This is a genomic window from Mycobacterium sp. 1245111.1, from assembly GCF_001673405.1.
Classification (GTDB): domain Bacteria; phylum Actinomycetota; class Actinomycetes; order Mycobacteriales; family Mycobacteriaceae; genus Mycobacterium.
Map to the genome: position 1 here is coordinate 1 of NZ_LZLV01000102.1, position 12,083 is coordinate 12,083.

Genomic DNA, 12,083 nt, shown 5'->3' on the forward strand with positions numbered 1-12,083 from the left:
TCGGACTGAACTTCAGCTGTGTGGTGAACGACAGCCTCGTGACGCGCGCCAGGAACTACCTCACGTTCCAGTTCCTCGAGACGTCGGCCACGCATTTGATGTGGATCGATGCCGACATCGGTTTCAACGGCTTGGACATCGTCAGCATGCTGGTGGCGGACGAGGACATCGTGTGCGGTCTGTATCCGAAAAAGGCCATCGACTGGAACCGCGTCGCACGCGCTGTCAACGACGGCGTGCCACCCCACGAACTGCACCGCCACGTCGGTTCTTTCGTCATCAACGTCCTCGAGGGCGACGACGCCGAAGTCGACGCCAACTCCGGCGAGGTTGTCGAAATCACAGCTGGAGGAACAGGTTTCATGCTCGTCAAGCGTAAAGTTTTCGAGACCTTGCAGGACCAGGTGCCGTCCTACGTGGTGGGTGGCCAAACCATCAAGGAGTTCTACAAGGTAGATATTGAACCCGGCACGAATCGGCTGGTGTCCGAGGACTATTACTTTTGTTTCCTTGCGCGCAGTTGCGGCTTCAGGGTCTTCGCGGCCCCCTGGGTGCATCTGACGCACACCGGCCCCTACGAATACGACAGCGAGCTACAACCAAATTGGTTGGTAAATCCAAGCCTGTAAGGCTGACGCCTATTGAGCGCTGCCGTGCCCGAATATGTATGTCCCCGTGTGATTGAGCCGGACCCAGGGTGCCGCGTAGATTTTGAAGCCGCGGTCGCGCGCGAGTTTGCAGAAGTGGTAGTCCTCAGACAGCAGGCTGTTCCCCGAATCGGGATCGATGCTGACGGCATAAAACTCCTTGAGCTCGATGCCCGGTGTGGAACCGTCGACATAGGACGGCGCATCCGCGGCGAGGGACTCGAACACTGCGCGCTTGATCAGCATGAACCCCGTTCCCGCATTGGCGATTTCGATGAGGCCTTCGGTGGTAACCCGGTCCGGGGAGTTGTCGATGAGGTTCAAGACCAACGAACTCTCGTGGTCGCGCAATTGCTCCTGCGGCACGCCCTCGCTGGCGGCCCGCGCCACCGCCGGCCAGTTGATCTCCTTTTTCGGATAGATCCCGCACACGATGTCTTTGTCGGCGCCGACCATCTTGACGATGTCGACGGGATCGAAGCCGATATCCGCATCGATCCACATCAGATGGGTCGCCGGTGAATTGAGGAACTGGAACGTGAGGTAGTTCCTGGCGCGCGTCACGAGGCTGTCGTTCACCACACAGCTGAAGTTCAGTCCGACGCCATTTTTGAAGAAGGTGGCCGGCGTGTGGGCAAGCGACATGGTGTAGGCGGCCGAGGCCATCCCGCCGTACATCGGCGTCGCGATGAACACGCGTGGGCCGGGGGCGATCGGCCCCATATCGAGGTTCTGACCGCCCGGCGGTTCGTCAGCTGTCACGTCAACCCTTCCGGTGACCCGGGGTTGAGCGCCATCGCGACGAAGTCGACGCGCCAGAGCGTACGGAACAGCTGACGTACGAAAGCCTCCAATTCGGCTGTGGCCGTGTCAGATTCGCCGTGTTGAACGAGGACCGTCTGGATGATCTCGCGAATTGAGCGACGGCCGTCGACCTGCTGGATGAACGGGAGTTGCACCGGGTTCAAACCGATTCGCGAACCTGGCCAATAGATCTCCTTGCCGGAGAGGCCGCAGCGATATCGGAATATCGGCACGTAGTCGAGGGCCGTGGAATCCGAAAAGTCAATCTGATAACTGGCTTTCGGCCGCTCTGGATGGCAGGCCATGAAGAAGTGGCAACCATTCATCGTCTGCAGTCTTTCCATCACCGACCAGATCTTGTTGTCCGGCAACGCGTTGACGGCCGGGTAGTAGGTCGCGGGCTGGCCGGCGAGGTCCTGGGGGTAGTACGGCGTTTTGTGGTACCAGCCCTGAAAAACCAGGCCCGCCGATTCGACGAAGTCGATGCACTCGTCGACCGTGTAGCTGCGCGCACGACCATGCAGAAAGGTGTCCACCAAAGCAGCATCGTCCTGCAGATCGCCCGCTCGTCGCAGGTAGCTGTGGACGGGATGGTCGTCGGGCAACGTCGCGATGGTGTCCTTGACGATCTGGAGCGATGCCTCGTCCTGGCCCAGGTTCATGTCGCGAAAGACGGACTCCAGCAACTCGACTCCGATTCGGCCGTGCTTTCCGTAGAGCATCAGTGCCATTACCCCGTCCGGGCGCAGGCATCCGGTCAGCGCTTTCAGCCCGGCCCGCGGATCGGCCATGTGATGCAAGACGCCGGTTGACACGACGAGGTCGAACTGGCGTCCGAGCGTCGACAACTCCTCGATCGGAAGCAGATGCAAGTCCAGGTTGTGCAGCCCGTGCTTGTCTTTCAGATGCCGCTGATGATCCAGCGAGGCCTGGCTGATGTCGACGCCGACGACACTGGCTCCGGGATTGTTGAAGGCGAAAACCGCGGCCTGGTTGGTGCCGCAGCCCGCGATCAGAATGTCGAGATCGGCCCGGTAGTCCCGGTCCGGCCAGAAAATGCGGTGCGCGTGCGAGGGGTCGAACCAGTCCCAGTTTCCGACGCTCCACGCCTCGAGGTTGTCGACGGGAGGGGGGTATCGCCACCGTTCGTATTGGCGGCTGATCACGTCGTCGCGCGCGTCGCCCACCCGCGGATTATCGACCACTGCGCCCTGACCGGCAAAAGGGAACTCGGCGCGCGTGTCGTGTCGCTGTGATGTTGGACTCTTCTACAAGAAATTCTAAGAGATGTGCAGCAACCGATGATTCTGTACCCGATCAATTTCGGTGTCGAAAGGTGCGAACAACCTGGCGAAACCACGCGCTGCGTCGGAAATTCGAAACCGCTTGTGGCACTAGATAAATATTGTTTAAGGACGCGATGAGTTACCCGAGTGACGCGGGCGACAATCGATGAAATGGCGCAGTGTTCGCCGAAATTCAGCTACTACACTCGTTCGGAAGTAGCGCGCCACTGCGCTTATCAGTAGGGATCTGAGTAGCGGTCCGGAAGCATTGGACCGCCCGAAGCGTTACCGGCTCAGAACCTAATGTCCGCCCACCACGGACCAACATGTAGAGGCTGGTGCCATTGTGAGCGATGCAGCTCCCGAGTTGAGCGAGGCAAAGGGTTTCACCGCTGTCCGTGAGATCGCGGTCGGACGCGGCGCGGTCAGCGGGATCGCAGTCAGTTCCGACGGCGGTGTGTTGGCGGTCACCCACCACGGCGATGACAGCGTCTCGCTGGTCCACACCAACGACGCCACGGCCACGCTGACGGTCACCGAGGTCGACGAACCGTTCGCGGTCGCCATGTCCGGCCGGCGCGCGTACGTCAGCAGCGTGGCCGAGGGGCACGACGAAGTTCTGGTGTTCGACACCGGCTCGGAACACATCATCGGGGCCTACCCGGTGGCATTCAGCATCACTGACCTGGCGGTCAGCTCGAACGGGCGGTACGTCTACGCCACACGGTCCGGGGCTGACGGCGCCGATGTCGCGATCCTGGACACCGCGACCGGCAACAAGAAATCAGTTGGCATCGCCGCTACGACCGTTGGGTGTGCGCGGGTGAGTCAGGACGGCCGCCGGCTCTATGTCGCGGCCAACGGCGTGTCCACCGCAGAGCTCGTGGCGATCGACACCCGGCGCGGCCGGATCACCGGCACCGTCGAGATCGGTTCGCCGATTCGCGATATCGCGCTGAGCCCGGACGGTGGCATCGCCTATGTGGCCAGCTGCGGGCCCGACTTCGGCACGGTGCTCGACGTGGTCGACACCCGGAACTCGGCCATCAACGCCACCTACAAGATCGGCGACGCCGCGCAGATGCTCGCTCAGCTCACGCTGAGCCGCAGCGGCGAGCGGGCTTACCTGGTCGGCGACCAGTACGTGACGGTGCTGTCCACCACCACTCAGGACGTGCTCGGCAGCATCACGGTCGGTGATCAGCCGTCGTGCGCGATCGAAAGTCCCGACGGTGAGCGGCTCTACATCGGCGACTACGCCGGTACGGTCACGGTGCTGGAGATCGCCGCGAATGCTTCCCCCGAGGCGCTGACGTCGGACGACGACTGGACCGCCCCGCGCGGGTGGTCGTTCTCCGAACTGCGGACGCTCGAGCCCACCCCGGTCTAGCGGCCCGATCGCCGACACGGCGATGGATCGGGCGTGCAATGATCGCCACGAGGGCGGGCTTTTGGCGGGCCGGCCCGGGTAGCAGGCGCAACCTTAGGCGGTCCAGCGATGTACAGCACCATGCACAGCTTCCCCCTGACGATCACCGCCATCCTGAGGCACGCCACCGGCGTTCACGGCGCCCGCAAGGTCTATACCGCGACCGATGACGGTTTTCGCGAGTGCACCTACGCAGAACTCGGCCACCGCACCGCGCAGCTGGCGAATGCGTTGCGCCGCATCGGTGTCAGCGGCGACCAGCGGGTCGCCACCTTCATGTGGAACAACGCCGAGCATCTGACCGCATACGCGGCCGTGCCGGCGATGGGCGCGGTGCTGCACACCCTCAACATCCGGCTCTTCCCCGAGCAGATCGTCTACGTCGCCAACGAAGCCGAAGACCAGGTCGTGATTGTCGATCTGTCGCTGGCCAAACTGCTGGCGCCGCTCCTCGGCGAACTCGAGACCGTGCACACCGTGATCGCGGTCGGCGACGGCGACCTTGCGGCCCTCGAGGAATCGGGCAAGACCGTGCTGCGCTACGACGAGATCCTGGACTCCGAATCGACCGAGTTCGAGTGGCCCGATATCGACGAAAACTCTGCTGCTGCAATGTGTTACACCAGCGGAACGACCGGAAACCCGAAAGGCGTCGTCTACAGCCACCGGTCGACCTACCTGCACACAATGGCAACCTGTACCAATAACGGCATCGGGGTCAGCTCCAGCGACTGTGTGCTACCGATCGTGCCGATGTTCCACGCCAACGGCTGGGGACTGCCGTACGCGGCGCTGATGGCCGGAGCCGACCTGGTGCTGCCCGACTGCCATCTGGACGCCAAGTCGCTGGTCGACTTGGTCGACAAGCTGCGCGTCACGATCGCCGGCGCGGTGCCGACCATCTGGAACGACGTCATGCACTACCTCGACAAGAATCCCGGGTTCGACGTGTCGTCGCTGCGGATCGTCCCCTGTGGCGGGTCGGCCGTGCCGGTGTCGATGATGCGCACCTTCGAGGACAAGCACGGGGTGCAGATCCGCCAGCTGTGGGGCATGACCGAAACCTCGCCGATGGCGACCATGGCGTGGCCGCCGCCGGACGTACCGGCGGACCAGCACTGGACGTATCGCGCGACCCAGGGCCAACCGTTGTGCGGTGTCGAGGTCAGGATTGTCGACGACGACGGCAAGGTGTTGCCCAATGACAACGAGGCCGTCGGCGAGGTGGAAGTTCGCGGTCCGTGGATCACCAGCTCCTACTACCGGGGACACGACGAGTCGAAATTCGACTCCGGCTGGCTGCGCACCGGCGATGTGGGCCGTATCAACGAACGTGGCTTTATCACGCTGACCGACCGCGCCAAAGACGTGATCAAGTCTGGCGGCGAATGGATTTCGTCGGTGGACCTCGAGAACGCTTTGATCGGCCATCCGGATGTGGTCGAAGCCGCCGTGGTCGCGGTCCCCGACGAGCGCTGGCAGGAACGGCCGCTGGCGGTCATCGTCGCGAAGGAAGGATCCGGCGTCAGCGCCGATGACCTGCGAAAGTACCTGGCCGACAAGGTCGTTCGCTGGTGGTTGCCGGAACGCTGGACATTCGTCGATGAGATTCCGCGGACCAGCGTCGGTAAGTACGACAAGAAGACGATCCGGTCGCGGTACGCCGATGGCGTGTACGAGGTCAGCGAAGCTCGAGACTGAGCGGGACTGAAGGGGAAACGCATGAGCTTGCGGGTCGTCCAATGGGCAACGGGTTCAGTCGGCGTAGCCGCGATCAAGGGCATCCTGTCTCATCCTGAGCTCGAACTCGCCGGGTGCTGGGTGCATTCGGAAGCCAAGAACGGCAAGGATGTTGGCGACATCGTCGGCTGGTCGCCACTCGGCGTCACCGCGACCAACAGTGCCGACGAGATTCTCGCGCTCGATGCCGACGCGGTGATCTACGCACCGTTGCTGCCCAACGTGGACGAGGTCGTGGCACTGCTGCGCTCGGGCAAGAATGTCGTGACACCCGTCGGCTGGTTCTACCCGGGCAGCAAGGAAGCCGCGCCGCTCGAGGTGGCCGCCCAGGCCGGCAACGTCACGCTGCACGGCGCGGGAATCGGCCCGGGCGCGGCGACCGAACTCTTTCCGCTGCTGCTTTCGGTGATGTCCACTGAGGTGAATTTCGTTCGCGCCGAGGAGTTCTCCGATCTGCGGACCTACGGTGCGCCGGACGTGCTGCGCTATGTGATGGGCTTCGGCGCCGAACCGGACAAGGCGCTGACCGGACCGATGCAGAAGATTCTCGACGGTGGCTTCTTTCAGTCGGTCCGGCTGTGTGTCGACAAGATCGGCTTCGCCGCCGATCCGGAGATCCGGACGTCGCAGGAGGTGTCGGTGGCCACCGGCCCGATCGAGTCACCCATCGGCGTCATCGAAGCGGGCCAAGTCGCCGGGCGTCGATTCCACTGGGAGGCCCTGGTCGGCGACGCCGTGGTAGTACGGATCACCGTGAACTGGTTGATGGGCGAGGAAAACCTCGACCCGCCTTGGTCTTTCGGGCCGGCAGGCGAACGCTACGAAATCGAGGTCCGGGGCCACCCGGACACCTTCGTCACGATCAAGGGCTGGCAGCCGGAGAGCGTGGCCGCCGGCCTGAAAAGCAATCCCGGGGTGGTGGCTACGGCGGCTCACTGCGTCAACGCCGTTCCGGCGACCTGCGCGGCCGCACCGGGAATTCAAACGTTCTTCGATCTGCCGCTGATCACCGGCCGGGCCGCACCAGGGCTGTCGCGGTAGCCTGCCCAGATGGCACGAACTCTCGCTGTCCAGCAATCGCGGGTCGTCCCCGTCGGCGTGGAAGAAGCCTTCGCCGGAACCTTGCCGATCCCGCTCACCACGATTTTCAGCCGCTGGTACGGCCCCATCGGACCCATCAAGGAAGTCCGGGATCAGGAAGGTGAATGGGCCCGCGCCGGTCAGACACGCACGGTGATGCTGAGCCCGACCGGCAGCTTCCGCGAGGAGCTGACGCGGGTGGACCCGCCGCATGCGTTCGGCTATGAGTTGACCGGGATCACCGGTCCATTGGGATTGCTGGTCGGCATGGCGGAGGGCGAGTGGACCTTCGTCCCGAGCGGTGCCGCCACCACAATCTCCTGGAGCTGGAACATCCACGCCGCGTCGAGGCTCGCGGGGCCGTTGTTGCCGGTGCTGGGTCGGGTATGGAAGGGCTATGCGCGCCAGTCGCTGGCGACGCTGGCAGCCGAGCTGACCCGCTGATGTGCCGACTATTCGGTCTGCACGCCGGGACAAACGTTGTCACCGCGACATTTTGGTTGCTGGACGCCCCGGACAATCTTTCCGAGCAGAGCCGGCGAAACCCGGACGGCAGCGGGCTCGGGGTCTTCGACGCCGAGGGCAAGCCACACGTGTACAAGGACCCGATCGCGGCATGGCAGGACGCCGCATTTGCCACCGAGGCCCACGACCTGACCGGCACCACGTTCGTCGCGCACGTCCGCTACGCCACGACCGGATCGCACGAAGCCGTCAACACCCACCCGTTCCTGCAGGACGGCCGCATCTTCGCGCACAACGGCGTCGTGGAAGGCCTGGATGTTCTCGACGCGCGGCTACGCGAATTGGGCACTGCCGATTTGGTTTTGGGGCAGACCGATTCCGAGCGGGTATTCGCGTTGATCACCGCGTCGATCCTCGCGCACGGCGGCGACGTCACCACCGGCTTGATCGAGGCGATGACATGGCTGGCCGACAACGTGCCGATCTACGCGGTCAACATCCTGCTCAGCACCGCCACCGATATGTGGGCGCTGCGTTACCCCAAGTCGCACCTGCTGTACCTGTCGGACCGGCGCGAGCCGTCGCCGCAGCGCCGATTTCATCTGCACACCAACAGGATTCGGGTGCAATCGGAGCACCTGCATCAGCGGTCCTCGGTGGTGTTCGCCACCGAGCCGATGGACGACGCCGCGCGCTGGCAACTGCTCGAGCCGGGTGAACTCGTCCACGTCGATGCCGGCATGCAGATCAGCCGCGATCTGGTGCTGCCGAACCCGCCGCGACACCTGCTGACCGAAGACCAGTTGAGCCCAGCGGCTCAGGCCTCGCTGCACCCGACCGTTCGATGACCACCCGCGCATTGGTGCTCGGCGGCGGCGGTGTGGCTGGAATCGCCTGGGAGACTGGGATTCTGTTGGGCATCGCCGACGAGGAGCCGGAGGCGGCGCGGGCTCTGCTGGACTCCGATGTACTGCTCGGCACGTCGGCCGGTTCGGCCGTGGTCGCCCAGATCGGCAGTGGCACCAGCTTGGCCGAGTTATTCGAGCGGCAAGTCAGCGGAGTGTCGGCCGAAATCGACCCGGGCGTCGAGATCGAAGACGTTGCAAGGCTTTTCCTGGCCGCGATGTCGGATCCAGACGCCACGCTCACCCAGCGACGGCAACGAATCGGCGCGGTGGCGCTGGCCACCGAGACCGTCGCGGAGCCGGTGCGGCGCGCGGTTATCGCGCAGCGGTTGCCGTCCCACGTCTGGCCCGACCGGACGCTACAGGTCACCGCGATCGACGCCGAGAGCGGCGAACTAGTGGTGTTGGACCGTGATTCCGGCGTGGACCTGGTCGACGCCGTGGCCGCCAGTTGCGCCGTGCCCGGGGCGTGGCCGCCGGTGACGATCGCCAACCGGCGCTACATCGACGGCGGTATCGGTAGCACCATCAACCTGCATCTCGTCGAAGACTGTTCTACGGCAGTCGTTTTGGTACCCAGCGGGGTGGCGACGCCGTCGCCGTTCGGCGCCGGGGCGGCAACCGAAATCGACGCCTTCGGCGGTGCCGCGTTTGCGGTGTTCGCCGACGACGAGTCGTTGGCCGCGTTCGGGCCGAACCCGTTGGATCCCAACTGCCGGCCGGCGAGCGCCCGAGCCGGGCGGGCGCAGGGCCGCAAGGAAGCGGCGGCGGTCGCCGCGTTCTTGGGCGTCAGGTAACCGGGCGCGACAGGTCGGCGGTGTCCAGCGCATGGGCCGCCAGCGCTCTGCCGACCTCGATCACCTCTGCGGCCCGGTGAAATTCCAGGCTGCGGCAGGCCGAGCGGGGCACCTCGATCAGCAGATCGGGCGGATAGGCCGCGAGCGTGTGGCGGGCCAGGGCTGCCTGGGCGATGTCGATGGTCCGGTTCATCACCTCGAAGCTGCCCAGCCTGGGCACCTCGGGCTCGTCGACCGAATAATCAGTGGCCGGGTCGTCGCCGGAATCGGAGTCGTCCGGGCTCGACCCGCCGAATCGGCTGAGCACGTTTCGTGCGGTCGGCGAGTCGAGCAACGCCGAGGTGCTGCTCAGGACCCGATTCAGCCATTCGCCCGACGACCTCGGCTCGGGCTCGGGCTCGTCGCCGCTCTCGCTGCCGGACAGGCTGACCGCGATGGTCAGATCGGCGTTGACGGCCGCGATCGGTGCCATCGGCAGCGGATCGAGGATTCCGCCGTCAGCCAGCAGCCGCCCGTCCAGGGCGTGCGGCGAGATGACGCCCGGAATCGCGATGGACGCCCGGATGGCCTCGTCGACCGGCCCGCGCTGCAACCACACCGACTTTCCGGCCAACAGATCGGTGGTCACCGCGGTGTAGGGGATCGGTAGTTGCTCGATCGTCACGTCGCCGAGAATGTCGCGCACCGCGTCGAGGATCTTCTCGGCGCGCAGTACACCGGCGGCGGTGAGCGTCGGGTCCAGCAGCCGCAAAATCGCGCGCTGTGTCAATGACCTTGCCCAGTCGGCGAATTCGTCGAGTCGGTTCGCGGCCTGCAATCCGCCGACCAGCGCCCCCATCGACGAACCGGCGATACCGACGATCTGATAGCCCCGGTCGTGCAGTTCGTGGATCACCCCGATGTGGGCGTATCCGCGGGCGCCGCCGCTGCCGAGCGCCAGCGCGACTCGGGGCCGGGGAGCGTCGACTGGTCCCGGCTCGGGCGTGATGTCTGGGTCGGTCATGGGCTACATCTTTGCCTGCGCGGAGCGGGTTTTATCAATCGTGATCCGAATTGCCGGAAACGCTCCGACGGCTCAGCCGCATTCGCCGCCGGCGGCCGCGTGGGCCGCCACGATCACCCCGGCCTGCCGGGCCAGCGGCAGCGCCGCCCAGGCGATGTTCCAGGTCCCCGGGCCGACGACGCCGGGTGTCTGGACGGTCGCCAGGTATCTCTCGGCCAGCGTCTGTTTGTCGCCCGGATGGGCCTGCATCCACACCGTCGCCGCATGACAGGCCTGGAAATACTCCTCCTCGGTCGAGTGCGCGGGCACGTCGATCTTGGTGGTGACGCCTGCCGGAGACATGGCGACCACGCCCGGCGCCGGCACCGTCTTCGTCGCGCTGGACGGCGTGACCGGTGGGGCCTTCGACTCGTTGGACGAGCAGCCGACGGCGATCAGGGCAGCAGCCATGCCCGACATCAGAAGACCAAACGGTCGCGGCGGCACCCGCTCAATCTATGTAAGACTGGCGGCCGTGATGCAGCGAACGGGTGTTCTGGAATGCGGTAGGCGGGAGTGTTGTCGGCCCTAGCCTGCCGCCGCCCTCAGATACACCCGTTCGCCCTGGAGTTTCCCGCATGGTTTCGACAAATCTCGTCGCTGCCCCCGCCCGATCCCGGCCCTCGCCGCTGCGAGCCGTCCCCGGCCCGACCCGCCTGCGGCTGGCCGACCTGCTGCACATCACCGACCGGACCGCTGACGACGTGCTCAGCGGCCACTACGACCACATCGTCCCGCCAGACGGGGTGCCGACCGACGACCGTTGGTTCGCCCGACTGCACGGCGACGACGAAGTCGACGTCTGGCTGATCAGCTGGGTCCCCGGGCATCGAACCGAGCTGCACGACCACGGCGGGTCGCTGGGTGCGGTGACGTTGCTGTCCGGGTCGGTGGACGAATTCCGTTGGGATGGTGAGCAGTTGCGCCGTCGACGACTCGCGGCAGGGGATCAGGCCGCCTTTCCGCTGGGTTGGGTGCACGACGTGGTGTGGGCGCCGACTGGAGCGCGCACATCGGTGACGCGGTCCGGGCCACCTGAGCCGGCGCTGAGTGTGCACGCCTATTCGCCGCCGTTGACCGTGATGTCGTACTACGAGGTGACCGATGGACATCGGTTGCGGCGCAAGCGCACTGAACTGACCGACCACCCGGAGAAGTGATGAGTCGTATCGATCATGTGCTGGAGTCGGCACGAAACCGGTTGCGCCGCTTGGCAGCCGACGAGGTGCCCGCGGCGCTGCACCGCGGGGCGCTGCTGGTCGACATTCGGCCGCAGGCCCAACGGGCGCGCGAAGGGGAGGTGCCGGAGAGCCTGAACGCGCTCGTCATCGAGCGAAACGTGCTGGAGTGGCGCTGCGACCCCACCAGCGATGCCCGTCTGCCGCAAGCGATCAGCGACGACGTGGAATGGGTGGTGCTCTGCTCGGAAGGTTATACGTCGAGCCTCGCCGCGGTCGCGCTGCAGGACCTCGGGCTGCACCGCGCGACGGACGTCATCGGCGGGTACCGGGCGCTGCAAGCGGCCGGCCTGGTGCCAGCGGCTTAGCCGCCTCCACCGCCTCCGCCGCCGCCATCGGCGCCGGCGTTGTACCAGTTGTAGTCGTCGTAGTCGTTCGGGTTGTAGTACTCGCCGTGGTGCCCGGGAGGCGCAGGTGGCGGCGGCGGATCCGCCGGGATCGGCGCGGGCAGCACGATCGATGCGCCGCCGGAAATTTCACTCGCATAAGCCGGGATGCCCACCGCGGCGATCGGGATCGCGGTTAACACCCCCGCCGCCGCAAACTTGGCAAATGTCCAGGTCATTAACCCTCTCCCTTCACGGGATCACGAATACTGTGAATAGTGCCACTCGCGGTTCGATTCGGTAGCTGCTCGTGCGAAACCGTTG

The 12,083-nt window shown here is 65.3% G+C and carries 14 protein-coding genes; 9 read left to right on the forward strand and 5 right to left on the reverse strand.

Going from position 1 to position 12,083, the window contains the following annotated elements; translation table 11 throughout:
• Positions 1–629, forward strand: a 629-nt coding sequence (locus tag A5658_RS14910; protein ID WP_067336329.1) for a hypothetical protein, incomplete at its 5' end; no start/stop codon positions are given.
• A gap of 9 nt (positions 630–638) precedes the next feature.
• On the opposite strand, the gene A5658_RS14915 is transcribed toward A5658_RS14910, so the two are convergent.
• Both A5658_RS14915 and A5658_RS14920 read right to left on the reverse strand, forming a co-directional pair.
• The gene (locus A5658_RS14915) at positions 639–1,409 is read right to left on the reverse strand and encodes a hypothetical protein (protein WP_067336332.1); all 771 of its coding nucleotides are present in this window, start codon (positions 1,407–1,409) and stop codon (positions 639–641) included.
• Positions 1,406–2,638 (reverse strand): bifunctional 2-polyprenyl-6-hydroxyphenol methylase/3-demethylubiquinol 3-O-methyltransferase UbiG, encoded by a 1,233-nt coding sequence (locus tag A5658_RS14920; protein WP_067336334.1) that lies wholly within the window; start codon positions 2,636–2,638, stop codon positions 1,406–1,408. Before A5658_RS14920 ends, A5658_RS14915 begins: the two co-directional genes overlap by 4 nt.
• Before the next feature lie 445 nt (positions 2,639–3,083).
• On the opposite strand from A5658_RS14920, the gene A5658_RS14925 reads away from it, so the two are divergent.
• The 6 genes from A5658_RS14925 (at position 3,084) to A5658_RS14950 (ending at position 9,153) form a co-directional block, all read left to right on the forward strand.
• Positions 3,084–4,127, forward strand: coding sequence for a YncE family protein (locus tag A5658_RS14925; RefSeq protein ID WP_156751480.1), 1,044 nt, complete (start codon positions 3,084–3,086; stop codon positions 4,125–4,127).
• 108 nt (positions 4,128–4,235) lie between these two features.
• Positions 4,236–5,867 carry a long-chain fatty acid--CoA ligase gene (locus tag A5658_RS14930; RefSeq protein WP_067336338.1) on the forward strand — a complete coding sequence of 544 codons (1,632 nt, stop codon included), beginning with the start codon at positions 4,236–4,238 and terminating at the stop codon, positions 5,865–5,867.
• A gap of 21 nt (positions 5,868–5,888) precedes the next feature.
• Complete coding sequence (locus A5658_RS14935; protein WP_067336343.1) at positions 5,889–6,947, forward strand: dihydrodipicolinate reductase; 1,059 nt, start codon at positions 5,889–5,891, stop codon at positions 6,945–6,947.
• Between the two features lie 9 nt (positions 6,948–6,956).
• Positions 6,957–7,430, forward strand: coding sequence for an SRPBCC family protein (locus A5658_RS14940; protein WP_067336347.1), 474 nt, complete (start codon positions 6,957–6,959; stop codon positions 7,428–7,430).
• On the forward strand, positions 7,430–8,299 hold the full coding sequence (locus A5658_RS14945; protein ID WP_067336351.1) for a class II glutamine amidotransferase: 870 nt from the start codon (positions 7,430–7,432) through the stop codon (positions 8,297–8,299). The genes A5658_RS14940 and A5658_RS14945 overlap by 1 nt, the downstream gene beginning before the upstream one ends.
• Entirely contained in the window at positions 8,296–9,153 is an 858-nt protein-coding gene (locus A5658_RS14950) for a patatin-like phospholipase family protein (RefSeq protein WP_067336354.1), read from the forward strand. Before A5658_RS14945 ends, A5658_RS14950 begins: the two co-directional genes overlap by 4 nt.
• On the opposite strand, the gene A5658_RS14955 is transcribed toward A5658_RS14950, so the two are convergent.
• Entirely contained in the window at positions 9,146–10,156 is a 1,011-nt protein-coding gene (locus tag A5658_RS14955; RefSeq protein WP_067336357.1) for a patatin-like phospholipase family protein, read from the reverse strand. The genes A5658_RS14950 and A5658_RS14955 overlap by 8 nt on opposite strands.
• Before the next feature lie 72 nt (positions 10,157–10,228).
• Entirely contained in the window at positions 10,229–10,606 is a 378-nt protein-coding gene (locus A5658_RS14960; RefSeq protein ID WP_067336361.1) for a lipoprotein LpqV, read from the reverse strand.
• 167 nt (positions 10,607–10,773) lie between these two features.
• Here A5658_RS14960 and A5658_RS14965 point away from each other — a divergent pair, with 167 nt between their 5' ends.
• Complete coding sequence (locus A5658_RS14965) at positions 10,774–11,355, forward strand: cysteine dioxygenase family protein (RefSeq protein WP_082993188.1); 582 nt, start codon at positions 10,774–10,776, stop codon at positions 11,353–11,355.
• Complete coding sequence (locus A5658_RS14970) at positions 11,355–11,741, forward strand: rhodanese-like domain-containing protein (RefSeq protein WP_067336364.1); 387 nt, start codon at positions 11,355–11,357, stop codon at positions 11,739–11,741. Before A5658_RS14965 ends, A5658_RS14970 begins: the two co-directional genes overlap by 1 nt.
• On the opposite strand, the gene A5658_RS14975 is transcribed toward A5658_RS14970, so the two are convergent.
• The gene (locus A5658_RS14975; protein ID WP_067336367.1) at positions 11,738–11,998 is read right to left on the reverse strand and encodes a hypothetical protein; all 261 of its coding nucleotides are present in this window, start codon (positions 11,996–11,998) and stop codon (positions 11,738–11,740) included. The two genes, A5658_RS14970 and A5658_RS14975, sit on opposite strands and share 4 nt — an antisense overlap.
• Positions 11,999–12,083: the final 85 nt, after the last annotated feature.